The following is a 21,925-nucleotide window of genomic DNA, read 5'->3' on the forward strand; positions in this document are numbered from 1 at the left end:
GAATCAAGAGAGCCATTTCAATGTCCGCAACCTGCCATCCACGCCCGGCTTCTTTGCGCCTGCGTCCGTTGTTGCACCTGAGCCTGTTGTTGGGCCTGAGTGCCAGTCCAATGTTCATGACCGCAAGCTGGGCCGAAGACAGTGCCCGGCGCAGTTATCAGGTGCCTGCCGGCAGCCTTAGCGATGCGCTGACCCGTTTCGCCGGGTTGGCTGGCGTCAATCTCTCGGTAAACCCGGCGTTGGTGAGCGGTCGCAACAGTGCCGGTCTGTCCGGTGAATTCGCCGTGGAGGAGGGCTTTGCCCGGCTGTTGCAGGGTTCCGGTCTGCAACTGCAACCGGTGGGCGAACAGGCTTACATCCTGACCCCGGCCCCAGAAGGCAGCAGCCTGCAACTGGCCCCCACCTCGATTCTCGGTGCCACAGACGGGGCGGACGGCGAGGTGTATGCCGGCGGCCAGGTCGCGCGTCGCGGATCGCAAGGCTTGCTGGGCTCGAAAGACTTCATGGAAACACCGTTCAGCATGACCACCTACACCAGCGAGGCAGTCAAGAACTTGCAGGCGCGTACCTTGGGCGAACTGATCGCCAGCGATCCTTCGGTTCGCGCCACCAACCCGGCGGGTGGGCGTTATGAGCAGTTCACCATTCGCGGGTTCAGCCTGTTCAACAGTGATGTCGCCTACAACGGTCTCTACGGCGTCCTGCCAACCTACACGATCGACATGGAGATGGCCGACCGCGTCGATATCATCAAGGGCCCGAGCCAGCTCATCAACGGCATCTCGCCGCGAGGCGCCGTGGGGGGCGGGATCAACGTGGTGCCCAAGCGCGCGACCGACCAGCCGATCACTTCGTTTACCGGCAACTACGCGTCCGACAGCCAGACCGGCGGTGCCGTGGATATCGGCAGGCGCTTCGGTGAAGACAACAAGTTCGGGATTCGCTTCAATGGCGTGAAGCAGTCCGGCGACACCGAATGGGATCACCAGAATGTCGACCGCGAGATGGCCGTACTGGGCCTGGATTTTCGCGGTGAACGCCTGCGACTCTCGACCGACCTCGGGCGCACCGAGCGTGATACCGACGCCCCGCAAGAGCGCGTGCAGGTCGGCGCCAATGCGCAGGTTCCGCATGCCAGCGATGTGCGTCACAACTATGCGCAGCCCTGGAGCAAGGCGAGTACCAACGACACGTTCGGCACGGTGAACGGCGAATTCGATGTCAGCGATAACGTCATGTTGTACGGCGGTGTGGGCGCGCGCGAAAGCAATCATGACTTCCTCCGTCATGCCGTTGCGGTCACCAACAACCGGGGCGACTTCAGCGTTCAACCCCGTGACTTCACCCGTGACGAAAGTGTCCGGACGGTTACCGCCGGGGTGCGCAACTGGTTCCACACCGGCCCGGTGAGCCATGAGGTCAACCTGGCCGCCAGCTATTTCTACATGGACTTCGAAAATGGCGGCGCCCGTTATGCCAATGCCAACAGCAACCTCTACAACCCCGTGGAAACACGCACGCCAGTCAGGCCCACTCGACTCGATTCGAAGGTCTACACCGAGAACCGCTCCACCGGTGTGGCGTTGTCCGACACCCTGGGTTTCTTCGATGACCGGCTGCTGCTGACCCTCGGCGCCCGCTGGCAGCGCGTGAAGGTTGACGACTGGACCGATAACGTCAGAGGCGACACCGCCTACGACGAGGAAAAGGTTTCGCCGTCAGGCGGCATCCTGTTCAAGGCAACCGATAAGCTGTCGCTGTATGCCAACTACATGGAAGGTCTGAGCCAGGGCAAGATCGCACCGTCTACCTCGATCAACGAGGACGAAATTTTCCCACCGTTCGTCAGTCGCCAGGTCGAGGTTGGCGCCAAGTACGACGCGGGTCAGTTTGCCGTGACCGCCGCAGTGTTCCGGATCAAGCAGCCGGCCTACGAGACCAACGCCACGACTCGGGTTTTCGGCCCGAATGGCAAACGTCAGAACGACGGTGTGGAGCTGAGTGTTTTCGGTGAGCCGCTCAAAGGTTTCCGCTTGCTCGGCGGTGTCATGTACATCGACAGCGAGTTGACCAACACCACCAATGGCACCTTCGACGGCAACCGCGCGCCGGCCACGCCGAAATACAACGTCAACCTGGGCGCCGAGTGGGACGTGCCGACCGTGCAGGGCTTGACCCTGACCAGCCGCGGCATCTATTCCAGCTCGCAGTTTCTGGACCAGTCCAACAACAAGGAAATCGATTCGTGGGAGCGTTTCGACGTGGGCGCACGCTATGCGTTCAAGGTCGAGGACAAGAACATCACCCTGCGCGCCAATGTCGAGAACGCGGCGGACAAGCGTTATTGGAGTTCGGCCGGGGCCTCGGATGACAGCGAGCCTGGGTTGACGCTGTCGACGCCACGAACTTACCTGCTTTCGGCGACGGTCGACTTCTGACGACATTCTGTGGGAGCGAGCCGGCTCCGGGCGGCATTCCGACGAAGAGGGCGTGTCAGTCGGCATCTACATTGTCTGACACACCGCCATCGCGAGCAGGCTCGCTCCCACATTGGATTTGCGTTGATGCACAGATTGCATGAACAACTCAAATCACCTGTGGGAGCGAGACCGGCTTGCCGGCGAAGGCGGCATCAGTCACACCGCCAAAGGTTCAGCCTTGTAGATACACCGCATGCGTATGGGTGTACTCATACAACCCATGCTTGCCATCCGCACCGCCAATCCCGGATTTGCGTACCCCGGCATGGAAGCCCTGCATGGCTTCGAAATTCTCCCGATTCACGTAGGTTTCACCAAAATCCAGTTCGCGCATCGCGTGCATTGTTTTGCTCAGGTCGCGGGTGTAGATCGATGAAGTCAGGCCATAGTCGCAGTCGTTGGCCAGGGCGATGGCTTCGTCGAGGTCATCGATGATCTGAATCGGCAGCACCGGGCCGAAAATCTCTTCGCGCATGATCTCCATGTCCGCCCGGCAGCCGGCCAGCACGGTAGGTTGGAAGTGGAAACCATTCGGCAGATCGGCGATTTGTCCGCCGCTGATCAAACTCGCACCCTGGCTCAACGCCGTACGGACTTTACGGTTGACGCTGTCCAGGCCCTGGCGGTTGATCAGCGGTCCCATTTCGATATCGGGTTGGGCAATCGGGTCGCCGAAGCGGGTAGCGCTCATGGCTGCCGCGATACGTTCGATAAACTGGTCGGCAACCTTGCGCTCGACATACACCCGCTCGGCGCAGTTGCACACCTGACCGCTGTTGATGATGCGCGAATCGCGGATGGCCTTCACCGCCAAATCCAGATCGGCATCCGCCAGCACAATCGCCGGTGCCTTGCCGCCCAGTTCCAGATTGAGCTTGGTGATGTTCGGCGCCGCTGCGGCCATGATCCGCGAGCCGGTATCCACGCTGCCGGTGAAGCTGATCATGTCCACGCCCTTGTGCGCGCTGAGCGCCGCGCCGACTCGGCCATCGCCGCAGACCACATTGAACACGCCGGGCGGCAGGTCGGTTTCGGCTACCAGTCGGGCAAATTCGAAGCAGTTGTTCGGGGTTTCTTCGCTGGGCTTGATCACGATGGTGTTGCCGGTCAGCAGCGCCGGCGCCATTTTGCGGGCGATGAGGAAGAACGGAAAATTCCACGGCAGAATCCCGGCGACGACGCCCAGCGGTTTGCGAAACAGGAAGATGTTTTCGTTCTGCCGGTCACTGGTGATGATTTCGCCTTCGATGCGTCTTGCCCACTCGGCCATGTAGTCGAGGTAATCGGCGGTGAAGTTGACTTCGACTTCCGCCAGTCCGCTGATCTTGCCCTGTTCCAGGGTGATGGTGCGCGCCAGGTGCGCGACGTTTTCCCGCAGCTTGGCGGCGATGCGACGCAGATGCCCAGCGCGTTCAATCGCCGGTTTGCGCGACCAGTCTTTTTGCGCGGCGCGGGCGGCGGCCAGGGCGCGATCAACATCTTCGGCAGTCGAGGCCGGGACTTTCGACAGCACGGCGCCGGTGGCCGGGTTGATCACATCGATATGGGCAGCGCTGGCCACAAACTGGCCATTGATGAAGTTTTCGTAAACAGGCATGGACGACTCCTTGATCAGTAAGTGCGCGATGGCGCTTGAGCGGTGGCCGGTGTGCGATAACGCGCAAGGGTGGCCATCGCGCTCTGACGCAACAGGCTGATATCGATGGCCACCGCAATGAACTGACAACCCCAGCTCTGATAGCGGCGCGCGTCTTCTTCGTTTGGCGCGAGAATGCCGCAGGCCTTGCCGGCCGCCAGCGTGGCGTTCACCGCGTGTTGAATCCGTTCCTGAACTTCGGGATGGCCAGGGTTGCCGGCATGGCCGAGTCCGATGGACAGATCCGCGGGCCCGATAAACACCGCATCGACGCCTTCGACGGCGGCGATCGCTTCGACGTTTTCAACACCCGTCCGCGATTCCACCTGAACGATCAGGCACAGCTGCTCATGGGCGGTGTTCAGGTAATCCGGCACGCCATCCCAGCGCGTGGCGCGAGTCAGGCCGCCGCCGACGCCACGAATACCGTGCGGCGGATAACGCATGGCGCGGACCAGGGCCGCCGCCTGCTCGGCGGTTTCGACCATCGGGATCATCAGCGTCTGCGCGCCGATATCCAGCAGTTGCTTGATCAGGTTGGCGTCGCCCGTCACCGCACGCACCACCGGCGCGGTGGCGTAGGGCGCCACCGCCTGCAGTTGCGCCAGCACGCCGGGCACGGTATTCGGCGCGTGTTCGCCGTCGATCAGCATCCAGTCGTAACCGGTGGTGGCGACGATCTCGGCGGCGTAGCCCGTGGCGAAACCGGCCCAGATGCCGTACTGGGTCGCCGGGTTTTTCAGGGCAGCCTTGAAAGCGTTGTGAGGCATGTTCATGGCGGGGTCCTTTCTCAGCGGTTGTACGGCCGATGCAGTTGGCACTCAGGGTTGAGCGTCACGCCGAAGCCCGGTTGGTCGAGTGCCGACAGGCGCATGCGGCCGTTCACCGGCACGGGTTCGCCGAGCAATTGCGGGTGGAACATCGGCACCACTTCGTCAGCCTTCGGCGCCATCATCAGGAATTCGGCAAACGGGCTGTTATGCCGCGTAGCGACGAAGTGATAGCTGTAAACCGAAGAACCGTGGGGAATGACCAGCGCGTTGTGGGCGTCGGCCAGGGCGGAAATTTTCACCAGTTCAGTGATCCCGCCGCACCAGCCGACATCCGGCTGGATGATGTCGCAGCAGCCCATCTCCAGCAGCATGCGAAAGCCCCAGCGAGTGGCTTCGTGTTCGCCAGTGGTCACCAGCATGCCTTTGGGCACGTTGTTGCGCAGCGCGGCGTAGCCCCAGTAATCGTCCGGCGGCAGGGCTTCTTCGATCCACTTCAAGCCATACTCGTGGGCACCGACTGCGAGTCTGGTGGCGTAGTTGAGGTCCAGGCTCATCCAGCAATCGAGCATCAGCCAGAAGTCCGGGCCGACCCGTTCGCGCATGGTCGCCAGTTCTTCGAGGTTCTTGCGCAGGCCTTCCTCACCTTCGGCCGGGCCGTGGTGCAACGGCATTTTGCCGCCGATGAAACCCATTTTCTGCGCCAGGTCCGGGCGAGCGCCGGTGGCGTAGAACTGCAATTCGTCGCGCACCGCACCGCCGAGCAACTGATGCACCGGTTCCTGGCGGATCTTGCCGAGCAGGTCCCACAGCGCCAGGTCAACGCCGGAGATGGTGTTGATGACGATGCCTTTACGCCCGTAATACAGGGTCGACTGGTACATCTGGTCCCAGATTTTCTCGATGTCGGTGACCCGTGCGCCTTCGAGGAAACGCGCCAGATGGTTCTCGACGATATACGCAGCCGGCTCGCCACCGGTGGTCACGGCGAAACCGACGGTGCCGTCGCTGGCTTCGATTTCCACCACCAGCGTGCCGAGCACGTTGATGCCAAAGGTGCGGCGGCTCTGGCGGTATTCGGGGTATTTGCTCATCGGCGTGGCAATGTGATCGTCGATCCAGTGGCCGTCCGCCTGATCGTGATAATCCGCGCCGCCGCCTCTCAATGTAAAAGCGCGGACGTGTTTGATGGTTGGAATGCCCATGGTGTGACTCCTCAGGTTTAAACGGTGGCCGGTTTGTTCGAAGCTTTATGGCCGGGCGAACGTACGCCCAGCACCAGCAGCGCGGCGATGACGGTGGTGCCGGCCAGCACGTACAAACCGGCGGCCGGTGAATGGAAGGCGCCTTCGGCCCAGTTTTTCAGCACCGGGGCGATGAAACCGCCGAGGGCGCCGAACGAGTTGATCAGAGCGATACCGGCCGCCGCGGCACTGCCGGCGAGGTAACTGGAAGGGAAGGTCCAGAACACCGGTTGCACGGCGATGAAGCCGGAAGCGGCGAAGCACAGGGCGACGATGCCGAGGAACGGACTGCTGAAGGTCACCGAGCAGGCGATCCCGGCGGCGGCCATCAACAAGGTCAGGCATGCGGTGCGACGACGTTCGCCCGTGCGGTCGCTGTAACCGGGAATCAAGTAAGCGGCCACCAACGCACAGATCCATGGGATCGCCGTGACCAGTCCGACCATCAGCCCGACTTTGGTGCCGAGCAGTCCGCCAACCTGGGTTGGCAGGTAAAACACCACCCCGTAGACGCTGGCCTGGATCAGCAGATAAATCAGGCACAGGTACAGCACCGAGGGTTGGCACAGCACATTGAGCAGGCTGCGGCCGTGATTCTGTTTATGGCTGTCTTCCTGATCGAGCAAGGCCTGCACTTGCTGGCGTTCCTCAACGGTCAGCCACTTGGCGTCGGCCGGGCGATTGTCCAGATACCAGTAGGCCCAGACGCCCACCGCCGTGGCCATCAAGCCTTCAACGGCAAACAGCCACTGCCAGCCGTGGACGCCGGCAAACCCGTCCAGCTCCAGCAACAGGCCGGACAGCGGGCTGCCAAAGATGAACGCCAGCGGCGCGCCGAAGTAGAAGAAACCCATGGCCTTGCCGCGTACCGCGTTGGGGAACCAGTAGGTGAGGTAGAGGATGACGCCGGGGAAGAAACCGGCTTCGGCCACGCCCAGCAAGAAGCGCAGGACGTAGAAGCTGGTTTCGGTGTGGGCGAAGACCATGGCGGCAGAGACCAGGCCCCAGGTCACCATGATCCGGCACATCCACAGACGGGCGCCGACACGGTGCAGGATCAGGTTGCTCGGCACTTCGAGCAGCGCGTAACCGACGAAGAACACCCCGGCGCCGAAGGCGAACGCGGCGTCACTGATGTTGGTGTCGGCTTGAAAGGCTTGCTTGGCGAACCCGACGTTGGCGCGGTCGAGGAAGGCCATGATGTACATCAGAAGGAGAAACGGGAGCAGCCGCCAGGAAATTTTGGCGAGCAGAGGCGCGGGTAGAGTCTTCATCGCAGTTTTCCTTTGGTAGGGCATTTGTTCTTATGGGAAAGACTGTACGGCTGCGGATCGATGCGTTACAAATCGAATCTAGCTCACAAATGATACCTTCAGGGTATCGATAAAAGGGGCCAGTCATGACCACGCCAATTCTCTCGCGCAGCCTGTTAAATCGCCTGCGCTACAAGCACCTGCACATGCTGGTGGCGCTCAGCACCAGCCAGAACCTGCACCGCGCCTCGCAAACCCTGAACATGTCGCAACCGGCTGCCACCCGCATGCTCCATGAAATTGAAGACATGTTTGGCTGCGACCTGTTCGAACGTTTACCACGGGGCATGCGACCGACGGCGCTGGGCCAGGAATTGATTCGTTTCGCCGAGTCGGCTCTCAGCGGCCTCGATCGTTGCGCCGAAGACTTGATGGCGCGACAGCAGGGCGGCTACGGTTATCTCTCGATCGGCACCATCATGGGCGCCGCGCCGGACCTGGTCATGGATTCGATTGCCGAGATCAAGTCGCTCAATCCGCAACTGCGAATCCGCATCATGGGCGACACCAGCGACCAGGTGATTCAACTGCTGGAGCAGGGCCGCATCGACCTCGCCATCGCTCGACGCAATGCCGCCACTGACAGCGAGCATTACGAGTTCGAGCAATTGGGCAACGAACGATTGCTGGTGGTGGTGCACGCCGGTCATCCACTGGCCAAACGCAAAAAACTCGAACTGTCGGAACTGGTCAGCGGCTGGCCGTGGATCCTGCAACCGGAAACCAGTCCGGCGCGCATCGGTCTGGATCAGGCCTTGCAACGACTGGCCTTGCCACTGCCGGCGGACATCATCGAATGCAGCTCTGTGTATTCCATGCAGCAGCTGATCCAGCTGACCGACGCAATCATGGTGCTGTCGGAAACCGCATTGCGCGACTACCTGAAAATGGGTCTGGTGGTGGCGCTGCCGGTAGAGCTGGACGTGCAACTGGCGCCGTTCGGATTGCTGCTGCGCAAGGGCGAACACATCAGTCGGGAGTTGGGTCTGTTCATCGATTTGCTCCGCCGGAAAGCAGCGGTTTTTTGATTGTTCGGTCAGATGTATCTGTGAGCAGAAGTTTGCCGGGTTCGATCACATTCAACATCTACGTTGGCTGACACACCGCATCGCGAGCAGCCTCGCTCCCACAAGGGGTATCGAAAAAAAGGGCCGCATCAAGCGGCCCTTTGCACATCTGTCGTTAAAATCCCAGCTTATCCCGCAACCCGTAATACCAGGCCCCCAACGCCGCAAACGGTGTCCGCAGAAGTTGTCCACCGGGGAACGGATAGTGCGGCAAGCCAGCAAACGCATCAAAACGCTCAGCCTGACCGCGCAACGCTTCGGCCAATACCTTGCCCGCCAGATGCGTGTACGTCACACCGTGACCGCTGCAACCCTGGGAGTAGTAAATGTTGTCTCCCAGGCGCCCGACCTGCGGAAGACGAGACAGGGTCAGCAGGAAATTGCCGGTCCACGCGTAGTCAATTTTCACGTCCTTGAGCTGCGGGAACGCCTTGAGCATCTTCGGCCGGATGATCGCCTCGATGTTCGCCGGATCCCGCGCGCCGTACACCACGCCGCCCCCGAATATCAGACGCTTGTCACCGCTCAGGCGATAGTAGTCGAGCAGGTAATTGCAGTCCTCGACGCAATAATCCTGTGGCAGCAGGCTTTTCGCCAATTCATCATTCAAGGGTTCGGTAGTGATTACCTGAGTTCCGCAAGGCATCGACTTGGCGGCAAGCTCCGGCACCAGATTGCCGAGATAAGCGTTGCCCGCGACGATGATGAATTTGGCCCTGACCTTGCCCTGAGGCGTATACACCACCGGGTTCGCACCGCGCTCGATGCGCACCGCCGGCGACTGCTCATAAATAGTGCCGCCCAATGACTCGACCGCCGCTGCTTCGCCGAGTGCCAGGTTCAGCGGATGAATGTGCCCGCCGCTCATATCGAGCATGCCGCCGATGTATTGATCGCAATTCACCACTTCACGAATGCGTTTCTGATCCATCAGCTCAAGCTGCGTGTGACCGAAACGCTCCCACAGGCGCTTCTGCGATTCCAGATGGCCCATCTGCTTGGCGGTGATCGCGGCGAACACACCACCGTCCTTCAGGTCGCACTGAATATTATATTTGGCGACCCGCTCTCGAATGATCCGCCCGCCCTCGAACGCCATCTGCCCAAGCAACTGTGCCTGCTTGGGGCCAACGGTGCGTTCGATCACATCGATGTCGCGGCTGTAGCTGTTAACGATCTGGCCACCGTTGCGGCCCGACGCGCCGAAGCCGACCTTGGCGGCTTCCAGCACCGTTACCTTGAAACCGTTCTCCAGCAGAAACAGGGCAGAGGACAGACCGGTGTAACCGGCACCGATCACACAGACATCAGTCTCTACGTCACCCTGCAAGGCCGGGCGCGGCGGAACCGCATTGGCCGATGCAGAGTAATAGGACTCTGGGTAGGGAGTGTTCGCCATCCTGCAGCCTCTGTTTAATATATTTTACGAGTGCATCGATCCTACCCGAGTTAAAAATCGACCGCCAGCCACGGCAAAATCTTCTTTGCAGTGGCGAAATTAAATATTTTGCATATTCATAGGGTTAGCTCGAAAAAAGGTGTTGACACCCCTTCGGAATTCCGTAGAATGCCGCCTCACAGCAGGCACGTAGCTCAGTTGGTTAGAGCACCACCTTGACATGGTGGGGGTCGTTGGTTCGAGTCCAATCGCGCCTACCAAACAAAATCCGCTCTGCTGGGCGGTCTAGAAGGGCTCACCGAAAGGTGGGCCCTTTTTTGTTGCTTGCGATCTGGCCGTTCTCCGAAACCGGATGCGACTTTAAAGGTGATGGCAATTTGGCATTGCTAAGATTTACGGGTATCGTAGCGTCCAATCTTTTACAAGCAATGGACGGCAGTAATGACAACAGGGACTTCAATCGTTACGAAGCAAGAGACTTACTTTGGTTACGAGATCCTTGTCGCTACAGTCGGCCCCATCAAAACAAAACCAGACGAACCGGAAAATCTGCAAACGCATCACAAGGCAAAGATTTCGATTTGGTTCGACGGCAAAGAAGAGGCAAGTGAAGCGCCTTCGATGCTTTTTGTGTCGCGCGAAGATGCCGCTGAGTTTGGTTTGGAAATCGGTCGAATGATTGTCACGCAGCATCGCAAATCAATTGTTTTCCAGCTGATTGATCGTGCGTTCGAACTCTTCAAGTTGCCGCGACTGCTGTTCCGTAATCAAGATTTCAAGTTGCGACAGGGGCGCGAAGCGGGTGGGCTCTGATTCTTTTGGCTGGGTTTTCCGTCCGCGGTGTGTGTCGTAATGCTGTGAAGTAATCATTCAACTGCCGGGATGATACTTTCATGAAGTGCTGGATAGCGCGGGCGGGTCTCTGTCGGAGATGCTTGAAGCAGGCAATGCGGTGCGTCCAGAACGACTTCCAATACCTTGGGGGTTGCTTTCAAGACTCCTATCGACGCGGATTGCGGTACGACTAAATCCTGACTGGCGCGAAGGTACAAGGTCGCGATATCGAGATCCGCAAGTTGTGCCGACATACCCACTTCCACTACTGATCGAAGCCGTGAGCGCATCACCGAGGGCGTGACTTGGGTGATCGCCTTATTCAGTACTGCGCGCAAGCTTGCTGTGGAAAAGTTGGCAGTTCTGAGCGATTCACGTCTTCCATCCTTGGGCGCAGGAAAGTTCCTGTTTTTTGGGCTACTACTTCAGGCCAATCCGAACGTTGGCCTGACGGGAGTATATCGATGCTTGTGCACTGGTTTCTTGCTGCGATCCATCTCTTGGCGTTTGCCCTGGGTTTCTGGGCAGTCCTGTCCCGCGGTACGGCTTTTCGGCGCCTGGCCAAGGGTGTGGGGGAAGCTCGCAGCGTATTGGTCGCGGATAACCTGTGGGGGATTTCTGCAGTCATCCTGCTGGTCACCGGTGGGATGCGAGCCTTTGGCGGGTACGAAAAGGGCACTGACTACTATCTTCATCAGCCGCTGTTCCACCTCAAGATGACGCTTTTCGTCCTCATCCTGCTGCTTGAAGTTGCGCCGATGGTGACGCTGATCAAATGGCGGATTGCGCAGGCGCGGGGTGCAGCCATCAATTCCGGCCGTGCAACGCTGTTTGCACGGATCAGTCATATCGAAGCGCTGCTGGTGCTGCTGATGGTCGTAGCGGCTACGGGTATGGTGCGGGGTGTGACGTTTGGTTAGTCGAGTGCGATTGCGCACTTCCCCAGGATTTATCCGAAACGTCCGACAGCCATGACGTGAGATATGCCGCTAGTATCGGCTTCACGTTCTGGGTGGGTGACTGTGGTGGTGATAGCGACGCTTGAATCTTAGCCAGCCGTGGTTCCGGGGCAAACGGGCTGGCTACTGACTGCAGCAGGATTCAGGGTTGTGGCTTGTCCGGGGCGGTCAGGCCGGCCTGAATGCGCTGATAAATTTCTTCGCGGTGCACCGCAACGTCTTTCGGGGCGTTGATGCCGATTCTGACTTGCTGGCCGCTTACGCCCAGAATGGTGATCGTAATGTCATCGCCAATGTTTATGCTTTCACCGACTTTGCGGGTGAGTATCAGCATGGTCTTCTCCTTGATTGCTTTATGGGGCACCTGATTCGGACAGTGCAGAGGTCGGTGGTATGTATAGATTAGTGCGAAGTCTCACGGTTTGGGTGCCTCTTTCTGACGCGCAGATGCTGCATTAATTCCCAAGGCGTAACTATACAGAGGCCGCATCCATCATTCTCGTTGTTTTGAGCCCATTTTGCGGCACTCGGGAAGTATTCATGAATGTTAAAATCCCCGCTTTCAGCATTCAGAGGGAAGCGTTGTGCGCAAAATGGCCTTGGTAATCGCAGTACTGGCATTGGCGGGATGTGGTGAAGGCAAGAGCGTAGAGGCGCAAAAACCGCAGTCGGCCGCGACTGCCGCGCCGGTGGTGGCCTCCGCACCCCAATGGGATCTGGAAGTGCGAGGTGAAATAGCCCAGGCTGTCAGCGATCTTAGCGGCTGGCTGATTGAGCACAGTTTTGTTTCCAGCGTGGTCAAGGAAAATGGCAAGACCCGCATCCTGATGGGGCCCTACAATTCGAAAGCCGAGGCTGAAGCCAAACAGGCAGAGGTGCGCGCGGCGTTGACCCGCGCGAAAAAACAGAACATCGAATTGCTGGTCATCGAGCATCCGGTGACTCAGTAACGGCGAATGACCGCCCTGGTAAAACGAGCGCGGTTAAAAACAAAAAAGGCCTCGGGCATTCAACCCGAGGCCTTTTTTTGCGTTCAGTCAGCGTTTAACCGCACGCTTTCATGTCAACCGGCCCGACAAACTCGTTACCGCGTCCCATCACGCACGCCACACTTTGGTTGCGTTGCCGTTCCCAGGCTTGCACCGGGTAGGTTTTGTTCCAGGCTTCGTACAGTTGCCGATCCTGCTTCGACAGGCGCAAACCGTACTGCTTGCTCATGTAGAAGTAAGTCCGGGCGATCATTCCGCGAATGGAAGGGCGGGGCATGACCTTCTTTGCCTTGAAATCAACTTGGGTCAGGCACGAGCCGTATTGTCCGGATTGCTCCGGCAGCCAGCCAAAACTGAAGTTGCTGCGATCGCCGTTTACCTCGCCGATGCTCGGCACCAGGTTGTGCAAGTCGGCCTCGGCTTTCTGATAGGTCGGGTCGTAACGCGTGCAGTTCTTGCGTCCGCCTTCCTGCCAGCACTGACGCTGGTGGCCGATCTGCCAGGCGGGGACGATGTGCTCCCATTCGATGCGGGACGCGCGCTTGGCATTTTTGCGCGGTACATAACCGCAGGCGGAGAGGTTCACCTTGTTGCCGGTGTACTTGCACCCGCAGTAGAACTCGGTGGATTGCGGCGCATACAACTTCCAGGCGACTTTCTTGGCTTCGCTGAAGGTGCGCGGGGCGTCAGCCTGGGCGCCCATCGCGAAGAGCAGAAACAGCAAAGCAAAACAACGGACACTCATTGAGTCAATCTTCCTTCGGCACAACCCAGAAAATCTGCACACCGCCATCGTCGCGATAGGCGAGGGTGACGTTGTCGTTCTCGTCGATTTCTTCAAGCAACTGTTCCCACTCATCCATGGGCTCGTCCGGAAGACGAAAGATCAGCGCAGCTTTGGCTTTCTGGGCGGTGGGGGAATTGATGATTTTCTGAACGCGCATGCCCATGCGTTCATAGGCGTCATGAGAGGCAGAGGTGGTGGCCACGGAATTATCCTTATTAAGCTGTACGTGCATACAGTATTTAACTGTAGGCATTTTCGCAACTGCTTAAAATTCAAGAAAATCCTCTGACAGCGGTTTTTCCGTTTGGTGTAGGAAGAGGGGAAATTTTTTATCGGATAAGAGAGCACTCGCCAGGGATGGCGAGTGGTTACAGCGGTGCCCGACCGGAACCGGTCGGGCGAGGGTGAATCAGTATTCCCAGAACATCCGCTGCAGCTCTTTGCTGTCATTGGTCTTGGTCAGTGCGACCATGGCCAGGATGCGAGCTTTCTGTGGATTCAAGTCATGCGCAACGACCCAGTCGTACTTGTCGTCAGGTTGTTCAGCGTTACGCAGTACGAAACCACCGGCGTTTACGTGGGAGGAGCGGATGATTTGCACGCCATCCTTGCGCAGGGCCTGCAAGGTTGGAACGACCCGCGAAGACACCGAGCCATTGCCGGTACCGGCGTGGATGATGGCTTTGGCGCCGGACTGAGCCAGCGCTTTGTAGGCGGTATCACTCACGTTGCCGTAGGAATAGGCGATTTCGACGTCGGGGAGACTCTTGATATTCTTGATGTCGAATTCCGAATCCATGGTGTGGCGCTTGGCTGGCAGGCGGAACCAGTAGGATTTGCCTTCGACCACCATGCCGAGTGGACCCCAGGCACTTTTAAACGCCTCGGTCTTGATGTTGATCATCTTGCTGACGTCACGACCGGACTGGATTTCATCGTTCATGGTCACCAGCACGCCTTTGCCGCGAGCGTCTTTGCTGCTGGCTACGGCGACGGCGTTGTACAGGTTCAGCATGCCGTCGGCGGACATCGCGGTGCCCGGGCGCATGGAGCCCACGACGATGATCGGCTTGTCGGTTTTTTCCACCAGGTTCAGGAAGTAGGCAGTCTCTTCCAGGGTGTCGGTGCCGTGGGTGATGACGATGCCATCGACGTCTTTGCTGTCGGCCAGTTCGGCCACGCGACGGCCCAGTTGCAGCAGGTTGTCGTTGGTGATGCTTTCTGACGCAATCTGCATGACCTGTTCGCCGCGAACGTTAGCCAGTTGGCTCAGTTCCGGAACCCCGGCGATCAATTGTTCGATACCGACTTTCGCCGCTTGATACGTCGCGCTGTTGGCGGCGCTGGCGCCTGCGCCGGCAATGGTGCCGCCCGTGGCGAGTATCACCACGTTCGCCAGTTTTTGTTGGGTTTCGGCTTCTTTTGCCTGCAGGGCTGTCGGAAGGAGCAGCAGGAGGGCCAAAGCGCCCGGAACGAAAGTCTTGAAAGCAGATGTCATTATTTTTCTCTCTAGTAGTGAGACGGTGCTGATGCAGGTTCATCTAGATGCGCCCCAGGCCGATCTGAACGCCTGGGGTGGAGTAGAGGGAGCAGGATCTGTACCAGTCATATCCAGAATTGAAAAAATGCCTTTAACCTAATGATTTGTATCAATTATGTGGCTTGTGTCAGAGAGTCATTAAACAGCGTGTTGTCCGGGTTTCCGAATATGTTTGGCATTTGCGTTCGGCTCTCCGAAAAGGGCTACGGTCTCCGTTAAACAACTCGTCATGCCAGTTGCCAATCAGTGCTAAAGAAACCCGCGCTCGGGTCGATGCCCTTCAAAGGATCTTTTTCTCCAGGAGTTCACATGTCATTTTCGGTTGGCTTTCCCAATGCAGGCGCAGTCACCATTGGTGGCAAGTCCGCGGCGAAGATCAACGCTTTGAGCGAATCGACTTCAGAAGCGTCGACGCTGGCGTTGGGTAACGAGGAAGCGGCTGAAAAAACCAAGGTTCGCACCGGTGGCGGCACCCCGGCCGAAGCCAAAGAAGATAGCGGCAGCGACCAAAGCATCGCAGTAAAGATGTTGCTCAAGCGCATGCAGGAACTGCAGCAGCAACTGCGCGAGCAACAGCAGCAATTGGCGGCAGCCCAGGCTGCGTCTTACCCGACACCGGAAGCCAAGGCTGCAGTGGTCATGTCGATTCAGAGGCAGGTCGCCGCCACCAACGGCGCGCTGTTGGAAGTAACCGGCAATCTGGTCAAGGAACTCGCCAAGGGTTCCAGCGCGGGTGGTATTGTCAGCACCACGGCGTAAAGAGACGCTCGCCGAAGCACAAAACGACTTTTTCGGGCGTTGACAAATGACGACAGGGTTCGCATAGTTCGGTCTACGCAAACGTTTGCGCGGCTCCGCCGATGGCTTGTCCCTCGGCGAATGCGGTGAAGCTTATGCCAGCGCAAGCGTTGCTCAGAATAATCATAAGATCGGAGTGAACCCATGAAGCTGCCATTCGCTGGACGTCTTCTCGCTGTCGCTATGCTGGCTGCCGCATCCGCCGCGTTGCCTGTCTCCTCGGCTTTCGCCGAATCCCCTGAAAAACCTAAAGTCGCGCTGGTCATGAAATCCCTGGCCAACGAATTCTTCCTGACCATGGAAGACGGCGCCAAGGCCTACCAGAAAGACCACTCCGGCGATTTCGAACTGATCTCCAACGGCATCAAGGACGAAACGGACACGGCCAACCAGATCCGCATTGTCGAGCAGATGATCGTCTCCAAGGTCAATGCACTGGTCATCGCGCCGGCTGACTCCAAGGCCATGGTGCCAGTGATCAAGAAAGCGGTGGATGCCGGCATCACCGTGATCAACATCGATAACCAGCTGGATCCAGCCGTCGTCAAAAGCAAGAACATCACCGTCCCGTTTGTAGGTCCGGACAACCGCAAAGGCGCGCGACTGGTGGGCGAATACCTGGCCAAGCAACTGAAGGCCGGTGACGAAGTCGGCATCATCGAAGGCGTGTCCACCACCACCAACGCCCAGGCCCGCACTGCAGGCTTCAAGGACGCGATGGAAGCGGCGCAGATCAAGGTCGTATCCCTGCAGTCCGGCGATTGGGAAATCAACAAGGGCAACCAGGTTGCCTCTTCCATGCTTAGCGAATACCCGAACATCAAAGCCCTGCTGGCCGGCAACGACAGCATGGCCGTCGGTGCAGTGTCCGCCGTGCGTGCCGCGGGCAAGGCCGGCAAGGTGCAAGTGGTCGGCTACGACAACATCAATGCCATCAAGCCGATGCTCAAGGATGGCCGTGTCCTGGCTACCGCTGACCAGTTTGCCGCCCGCCAAGCCGTGTTCGGTATCGAGACGGCGCTGAAAATCATCAAGGGCGAGAAGGTCGACAGCGGCACTAACGGCGTGATCGAAACGCCGGTAGAGCTGGTTACCAAGTAGTCCTTCTGGCGACACAACGGTGCTCGCCCGTCCGGGCGAGCACATGGAGATTCTTATGTCAGTTTCCGCTCCGAACGCTGTCCTCTCGGTCAGCGGTATCGGTAAGACCTATGCGCAGCCTGTCCTTGCCGGCATCGACCTGACGTTGATGCGCGGTGAAGTGCTGGCGCTGACCGGCGAGAACGGCGCCGGCAAAAGCACGCTGTCGAAGATCATCGGCGGGCTTGTCACGCCGACCACCGGGCAGATGCAATTCCAGGGTCAGGATTATCGCCCCGGCAGCCGCACCCAGGCTGAAGACCTGGGCATTCGCATGGTCATGCAAGAACTCAATCTGCTGCCGACCCTGTCGGTGGCGGAAAACCTGTTTCTCGACAACCTGCCCAGCAATGCGGGTTGGATTAGTCGCAAGCAACTGCGCAAGGCCGCGATCGAGGCCATGGCCCAGGTCGGGCTCGACGCGATCGACCCGGACACCCTGGTCGGCGAACTGGGCATCGGTCACCAGCAAATGGTCGAAATCGCCCGCAACCTGATCGGTGACTGCCATGTGCTGATCCTCGACGAACCGACCGCGATGCTGACTGCCCGTGAAGTCGAGATGCTGTTCGAGCAGATCACGCGTCTGCAGGCTCGAGGCGTGTCGATCATCTATATCTCGCACCGCCTTGAAGAGTTGGCCCGTGTCGCTCAGCGCATTGCGGTGTTGCGCGATGGCAACCTGGTCTGCGTCGAGCCGATGGCCAATTACAACAGTGAGCAACTGGTCACGCTGATGGTCGGCCGCGAACTCGGCGAACACATCGACATGGGCCCACGCAAGATCGGCGCCCCAGCGTTGACGGTCAAAGGTCTGACTCGTTCGGACAAGGTGCGTGACGTGTCCTTCGAAGTACGCGCCGGTGAGATTTTCGGGATTTCCGGTTTGATCGGGGCAGGGCGCACCGAGTTGCTGCGCCTGATCTTCGGCGCCGACACGGCGGACAGCGGCACGGTTGCGCTGGGTTCGCCAGCACAGGTCGTGAGTATTCGTTCACCGGTTGACGCCGTCGGACACGGCATTGCCCTGATTACTGAAGACCGCAAGGGTGAAGGTTTGCTGCTGACCCAATCGATCAGCGCGAACATTGCCCTGGGCAACATGGCGGAGATTTCCAGTGGTGGTTTCGTCAACACCGGTGACGAGATGTCCCTGGCCCAGCGTCAGATCGACGCCATGCGCATTCGCAGTTCCAGCCCGACGCAATTGGTGTCGGAGCTGTCCGGCGGCAACCAGCAGAAAGTCGTGATCGGCCGTTGGCTGGAACGCGATTGTTCGGTGTTGCTGTTCGACGAGCCGACTCGCGGCATCGACGTCGGCGCCAAATTCGACATCTATGCACTGCTCGGCGAACTGACCCGTCAGGGCAAGGCGCTGGTGGTGGTGTCCAGCGACCTGCGCGAACTGATGCTGATCTGCGACCGCATCGGCGTGCTGTCGGCGGGGCGCCTGATCGAGACATTCGAACGCGATAGCTGGACCCAGGATGACTTGCTTGCCGCCGCTTTTGCCGGCTACCAAAAACGTGATGCGTTGCTCAATGAAGCAGCGCCTAGGGATCCTCAATGAAAACTGCAACGTCTGCCGGTAAACGTAGTGGCAATTTTTACGGCCTCGGCACCTATCTGGGCCTGGCCGGTGCCTTGCTGGCGATGGTCGCGCTGTTCTCGGTCCTGAGCAGCCATTTCCTGTCTTACGACACCTTCAGCACCCTGGCCAACCAGATTCCGGACTTGATGGTGCTCGCGGTCGGCATGACATTCGTGTTGATCATCGGCGGCATCGACCTGTCGGTGGGTTCGGTGCTGGCACTCGCAGCGTCGACGGTCAGCGTGGCGATTCTCGGCTGGGGCTGGAGCGTACTGCCGGCAGCGCTGCTCGGAATGGCGGCGGCAGCGCTGGCCGGGACCATCACCGGTTCTATCACCGTGGCCTGGCGGATTCCGTCGTTCATCGTGTCCCTCGGCGTGCTGGAAATGGCGCGCGGCGTGGCGTATCAGATGACCGGTTCGCGCACGGCCTACATCGGTGATGCCTTTGCCTGGCTGTCCAACCCGATCGCCTTCGGCATCTCGCCATCGTTCATCATTGCCTTGCTGATCATCTTCATTGCTCAGGCGGTATTGACCCGCACGGTGTTCGGTCGTTACCTGATCGGCATCGGCACCAACGAAGAGGCGGTACGTCTGGCAGGGATCAATCCAAAGCCCTACAAGATCCTGGTGTTCAGTCTGATGGGGCTGCTGGCCGGTATCGCCGCGCTGTTCCAGATTTCTCGCCTGGAAGCGGCGGACCCGAACGCCGGGTCGGGCCTGGAACTGCAAGTGATCGCCGCCGTGGTGATCGGCGGAACCAGCCTGATGGGCGGCCGCGGTTCGGTCATCAGCACCTTTTTCGGGGTCCTGATCATTTCCGTACTGGCAGCCGGTCTGGCGCAGATCGGCGCAACCGAGCCGACCAAACGCATCATCACCGGCGCGGTCATCGTGGTGGCGGTGGTGCTTGATACCTATCGCAGTCATCGCGCAAGCCGGCGGACCTGAGTCATGGCAACAATCAAGGATGTGGCAGCGCTCGCGGGGATTTCCTACACCACGGTGTCCCACGTGGTGAACAAGACCCGGCCGGTCAGTGAGGAAGTGCGGATCAAGGTCGAGGCGGCGATCAAAAGTCTCGACTACGTGCCCAGTGCCGTGGCCCGCTCATTGAAGGCCAAGACCACGGCGACCATTGGTCTGCTGGTGCCCAATAGTCTCAACCCGTACTTCGCCGAACTGGCTCGCGGCATCGAGGATTACTGCGAGCGTAATGGCTATTGCGTGATCCTCTGCAACTCCGACGACAACCCGGAAAAGCAGCGCAGCTACCTGCGCGTGCTACTGGAAAAGCGCATCGACGGGCTGATCGTGGCATCGGCCGGTGGCGACGCGGGGCTGGCAGAAGGTCTGGCAGGCGTGCGCACGCCGATGGTCATCGTCGACCGCGGGCTGGAAGGGGTGAATGCCGATCTGGTGCGCATCGATCATGAGTACGGCGCTTATCTGGCGACCCGGCACCTTCTGGAGCTGGGGCATCGTGATATCGCCACCATTGGCGGGCCGGCAAGTACCAGCGTGGCGCAGATGCGTCTGGCAGGTTATTGCCGTGCGCTGAAAGAGGCGGGCGTCGAAGTGCCTCGCGAGCGCATGCTGGAAAGTGATTTCACCAGCACCGGCGGTTACAGCGCTGCCGCGATCCTGCTGGAAAAGAACCCGCCAAGCGCCATTTTTGCCGGCAACGACATGATCGGCATCGGCGTGCTGCGAGCCGCCGCCGAGCGCAATATTCGTGTGCCTAGCGAGCTGTCGGTGATCGGCTTCGACGATATCCAGATGAGCCGTTATGTCTATCCGGCGCTGACCACCGTGGGCCAGTCGATCGTGCAACTCGGCGAGATGGCGGCCAGCGTGCTTTTGCGCAGGATCGCCACACCGAATATGGCCACTGATCAACGGATCGTGACGCCCAGTATTGTCTTGCGGGAATCGACTGCGCCGCTGGCCGGTGTTTTTGACCACTTCCGTTGAATATGGAAACCCGTTAAATCAAAAGCACCACCGAACCAGAATTGATGAGTAGCAATGTATGCCAGCAAAAGTAGTGGTGATAGGCAGCCTGAACATGGACCTGGTGACCCGCGCGTCGCGGTTGCCCCGTGGCGGTGAAACGCTGATCGGTGAGTCGTTTGCCACGGTCTCCGGCGGCAAGGGCGCCAATCAGGCGGTTGCTGCGGCGCGGCTGGGTGCGCAGGTGTCGATGGTCGGTTGCGTGGGCAGCGACGCCTATGGTGAGGAACTGCGCGGGGCGTTGTTGGCTGACCGGATCGATTGTCAGGCGGTCAGCACCGTCGACGGAGCCAGCGGCGTGGCGTTGATCGTGGTGGATGACAACAGCCAGAACGCGATCGTTATCGTCGCCGGTGCCAATGGGGCGCTGACGCCAGAAGTGATCGATCGTTTCGACGCGGTATTGCAGGCGGCAGATCTGATCATCTGTCAGTTGGAAGTGCCTGATGCCACGGTTGGACATGCGCTCAAACGCGGTCGTGAACTGGGCAAAACCGTGATTCTCAACCCGGCGCCAGCCAGTCGTCCGTTGCCGGCAGACTGGTATGCCGCCATCGATTACCTGATCCCGAACGAGAGCGAAGCCTCGGCACTGAGCGGTTTGCCGGTGGACTCCCTGGCAACCGCCGAAACCGCAGCGACCCGGCTGATTGCCATGGGGGCGGGCAAGGTCATCATCACCCTTGGTGCCCAGGGCTCGCTGTTTGCCAATGGCAAAAGCTTCGAACACTTTCCGGCACCGAAGGTAAAAGCTGTCGATACCACGGCGGCTGGCGACACCTTTGTCGGTGGTTTCGCCGCCGCGCTGGCGGCCGGCAAAAACGAGGGCGACGCGATCCGTTTCGGCCAGGTGGCCGCCGCGCTGTCGGTGACCCGTGCTGGCGCGCAACCCTCGATTCCCGATTTGTCCGATGTACAGGCCTTTAAAACACCATGAAGAAAACACCACTGCTCAACGTCGCGTTGTCGCGACTGATCGCTTCCCTGGGTCACGGCGACATGGTCGTGATTGGCGATGCGGGCCTGCCGGTGCCGCCGGGCGTCGAACTGATCGATCTGGCCCTGACCCACGGCATTCCGGATTTCATCAGCACGTTGAAAGTCGTGCTCAGCGAAATGCAGGTCGAAAGCCACGTATTGGCCCGGGAGATCCTGGACAAGCAACCGTCGGCGCTGGTCACGCTGGACGAACTGAATGCCGAAGGTGCACTGGGTCAGCGTGAGTTGCTCAGTCATGATCAATTCAAGGTCTTGAGCCGACAGGCACGGGCGATTGTTCGTACAGGCGAATGTCAGCCGTACTGCAACATCGTGCTGGTGGCCGGGGTAACGTTCTGATTCGCCATTGTCTCTCTGCTTTCCC

Annotated in this window: 22 protein-coding genes and 1 tRNA gene; 13 read left to right on the forward strand and 10 right to left on the reverse strand. The window is 59.4% G+C overall.

Going from position 1 to position 21,925, the window contains the following annotated elements; all coding sequences use genetic code 11:
• The first annotated feature begins 20 nt into the window (after nucleotides 1-20).
• Nucleotides 21-2,438: a TonB-dependent siderophore receptor gene (locus ACA066_RS09970; RefSeq protein WP_497699054.1), complete on the forward strand. Its 2,418-nt coding sequence runs from the start codon at nucleotides 21-23 to the stop codon at nucleotides 2,436-2,438.
• A gap of 214 nt (nucleotides 2,439-2,652) precedes the next feature.
• Here the strand turns inward: ACA066_RS09970 and aldA are convergent, their stop codons facing one another.
• From aldA to ACA066_RS09990, 4 genes are read right to left on the reverse strand one after another with little or no spacing between them, the layout of a single operon-like run.
• Nucleotides 2,653-4,077 carry an aldehyde dehydrogenase gene (gene aldA / locus ACA066_RS09975; protein ID WP_497699055.1) on the reverse strand — a complete coding sequence of 475 codons (1,425 nt, stop codon included), beginning with the start codon at nucleotides 4,075-4,077 and terminating at the stop codon, nucleotides 2,653-2,655.
• 14 nt (nucleotides 4,078-4,091) lie between these two features.
• A complete protein-coding gene (locus tag ACA066_RS09980; protein WP_017337647.1) occupies nucleotides 4,092-4,892 on the reverse strand; it encodes an aldolase/citrate lyase family protein in 801 nt (266 codons plus the stop codon).
• 14 nt (nucleotides 4,893-4,906) lie between these two features.
• On the reverse strand, nucleotides 4,907-6,091 hold the full coding sequence (gene rhmD, locus ACA066_RS09985) for an L-rhamnonate dehydratase (RefSeq protein WP_497699056.1): 1,185 nt from the start codon (nucleotides 6,089-6,091) through the stop codon (nucleotides 4,907-4,909).
• A gap of 17 nt (nucleotides 6,092-6,108) precedes the next feature.
• Nucleotides 6,109-7,404, reverse strand: a complete 1,296-nt coding sequence (locus tag ACA066_RS09990) for an MFS transporter (RefSeq protein ID WP_497699057.1) — start codon at nucleotides 7,402-7,404, stop codon at nucleotides 6,109-6,111.
• 125 nt (nucleotides 7,405-7,529) lie between these two features.
• Here ACA066_RS09990 and ACA066_RS09995 point away from each other — a divergent pair, with 125 nt between their 5' ends.
• A complete protein-coding gene (locus ACA066_RS09995; protein ID WP_497699058.1) occupies nucleotides 7,530-8,471 on the forward strand; it encodes a LysR family transcriptional regulator in 942 nt (313 codons plus the stop codon).
• Between the two features lie 154 nt (nucleotides 8,472-8,625).
• Here ACA066_RS09995 and ACA066_RS10000 read toward each other — a convergent pair whose 3' ends face one another.
• Entirely contained in the window at nucleotides 8,626-9,909 is a 1,284-nt protein-coding gene (locus ACA066_RS10000; protein WP_497699059.1) for an NAD(P)/FAD-dependent oxidoreductase, read from the reverse strand.
• 183 nt (nucleotides 9,910-10,092) lie between these two features.
• On the opposite strand from ACA066_RS10000, the gene ACA066_RS10005 reads away from it, so the two are divergent.
• Both ACA066_RS10005 and ACA066_RS10010 read left to right on the forward strand, forming a co-directional pair.
• Nucleotides 10,093-10,169 (forward strand) — tRNA-Val (locus ACA066_RS10005).
• A gap of 181 nt (nucleotides 10,170-10,350) precedes the next feature.
• A complete protein-coding gene (locus ACA066_RS10010; RefSeq protein ID WP_497699060.1) occupies nucleotides 10,351-10,722 on the forward strand; it encodes a hypothetical protein in 372 nt (123 codons plus the stop codon).
• Between the two features lie 53 nt (nucleotides 10,723-10,775).
• Here the strand turns inward: ACA066_RS10010 and ACA066_RS10015 are convergent, their stop codons facing one another.
• The gene (locus ACA066_RS10015; RefSeq protein ID WP_497699061.1) at nucleotides 10,776-10,997 is read right to left on the reverse strand and encodes a hypothetical protein; all 222 of its coding nucleotides are present in this window, start codon (nucleotides 10,995-10,997) and stop codon (nucleotides 10,776-10,778) included.
• A gap of 210 nt (nucleotides 10,998-11,207) precedes the next feature.
• Here ACA066_RS10015 and ACA066_RS10020 point away from each other — a divergent pair, with 210 nt between their 5' ends.
• Nucleotides 11,208-11,663 (forward strand): DUF2214 family protein, encoded by a 456-nt coding sequence (locus ACA066_RS10020; protein ID WP_497699062.1) that lies wholly within the window; start codon nucleotides 11,208-11,210, stop codon nucleotides 11,661-11,663.
• Between the two features lie 181 nt (nucleotides 11,664-11,844).
• Here the strand turns inward: ACA066_RS10020 and csrA are convergent, their stop codons facing one another.
• Entirely contained in the window at nucleotides 11,845-12,036 is a 192-nt protein-coding gene (gene csrA, locus ACA066_RS10025) for a carbon storage regulator CsrA (RefSeq protein WP_017337657.1), read from the reverse strand.
• 250 nt (nucleotides 12,037-12,286) lie between these two features.
• Between csrA and ACA066_RS10030 the strand changes: the two genes are divergently transcribed.
• Entirely contained in the window at nucleotides 12,287-12,652 is a 366-nt protein-coding gene (locus tag ACA066_RS10030; RefSeq protein ID WP_497699063.1) for an SPOR domain-containing protein, read from the forward strand.
• 94 nt (nucleotides 12,653-12,746) lie between these two features.
• Here the strand turns inward: ACA066_RS10030 and ACA066_RS10035 are convergent, their stop codons facing one another.
• The 3 genes from ACA066_RS10035 to ACA066_RS10045 all read right to left on the reverse strand — a co-directional run bounded on the left by ACA066_RS10035 (nucleotide 12,747) and on the right by ACA066_RS10045 (nucleotide 14,976).
• A complete protein-coding gene (locus tag ACA066_RS10035) occupies nucleotides 12,747-13,436 on the reverse strand; it encodes an endonuclease (protein ID WP_497699064.1) in 690 nt (229 codons plus the stop codon).
• A gap of 4 nt (nucleotides 13,437-13,440) precedes the next feature.
• Nucleotides 13,441-13,731, reverse strand: coding sequence for a DUF1654 domain-containing protein (locus ACA066_RS10040; RefSeq protein ID WP_497699065.1), 291 nt, complete (start codon nucleotides 13,729-13,731; stop codon nucleotides 13,441-13,443).
• A 156-nt stretch (nucleotides 13,732-13,887) separates the two neighbouring features.
• Nucleotides 13,888-14,976 (reverse strand): asparaginase, encoded by a 1,089-nt coding sequence (locus ACA066_RS10045; protein ID WP_414884597.1) that lies wholly within the window; start codon nucleotides 14,974-14,976, stop codon nucleotides 13,888-13,890.
• A 351-nt stretch (nucleotides 14,977-15,327) separates the two neighbouring features.
• Here ACA066_RS10045 and ACA066_RS10050 point away from each other — a divergent pair, with 351 nt between their 5' ends.
• The 7 genes from ACA066_RS10050 to rbsD all read left to right on the forward strand — a co-directional run bounded on the left by ACA066_RS10050 (nucleotide 15,328) and on the right by rbsD (nucleotide 21,900).
• Nucleotides 15,328-15,777, forward strand: a complete 450-nt coding sequence (locus ACA066_RS10050) for a hypothetical protein (protein WP_497699066.1) — start codon at nucleotides 15,328-15,330, stop codon at nucleotides 15,775-15,777.
• Between the two features lie 183 nt (nucleotides 15,778-15,960).
• On the forward strand, nucleotides 15,961-16,917 hold the full coding sequence (locus ACA066_RS10055; RefSeq protein WP_084317971.1) for a sugar ABC transporter substrate-binding protein: 957 nt from the start codon (nucleotides 15,961-15,963) through the stop codon (nucleotides 16,915-16,917).
• A 55-nt stretch (nucleotides 16,918-16,972) separates the two neighbouring features.
• Nucleotides 16,973-18,526 (forward strand): sugar ABC transporter ATP-binding protein, encoded by a 1,554-nt coding sequence (locus ACA066_RS10060; RefSeq protein WP_497699067.1) that lies wholly within the window; start codon nucleotides 16,973-16,975, stop codon nucleotides 18,524-18,526.
• Nucleotides 18,523-19,500, forward strand: a complete 978-nt coding sequence (locus ACA066_RS10065; protein ID WP_497699068.1) for an ABC transporter permease — start codon at nucleotides 18,523-18,525, stop codon at nucleotides 19,498-19,500. The genes ACA066_RS10060 and ACA066_RS10065 overlap by 4 nt, the downstream gene beginning before the upstream one ends.
• A gap of 3 nt (nucleotides 19,501-19,503) precedes the next feature.
• Nucleotides 19,504-20,523, forward strand: coding sequence for a LacI family DNA-binding transcriptional regulator (locus ACA066_RS10070; protein WP_497699069.1), 1,020 nt, complete (start codon nucleotides 19,504-19,506; stop codon nucleotides 20,521-20,523).
• Between the two features lie 58 nt (nucleotides 20,524-20,581).
• Nucleotides 20,582-21,499 (forward strand): ribokinase, encoded by a 918-nt coding sequence (gene rbsK, locus ACA066_RS10075; protein ID WP_497699070.1) that lies wholly within the window; start codon nucleotides 20,582-20,584, stop codon nucleotides 21,497-21,499.
• A complete protein-coding gene (gene rbsD / locus ACA066_RS10080; protein WP_497699071.1) occupies nucleotides 21,496-21,900 on the forward strand; it encodes a D-ribose pyranase in 405 nt (134 codons plus the stop codon). Before rbsK ends, rbsD begins: the two co-directional genes overlap by 4 nt.
• Nucleotides 21,901-21,925: the final 25 nt, after the last annotated feature.

The sequence above is a fragment of the Pseudomonas sp. LBUM1651 genome (assembly GCF_059716135.1).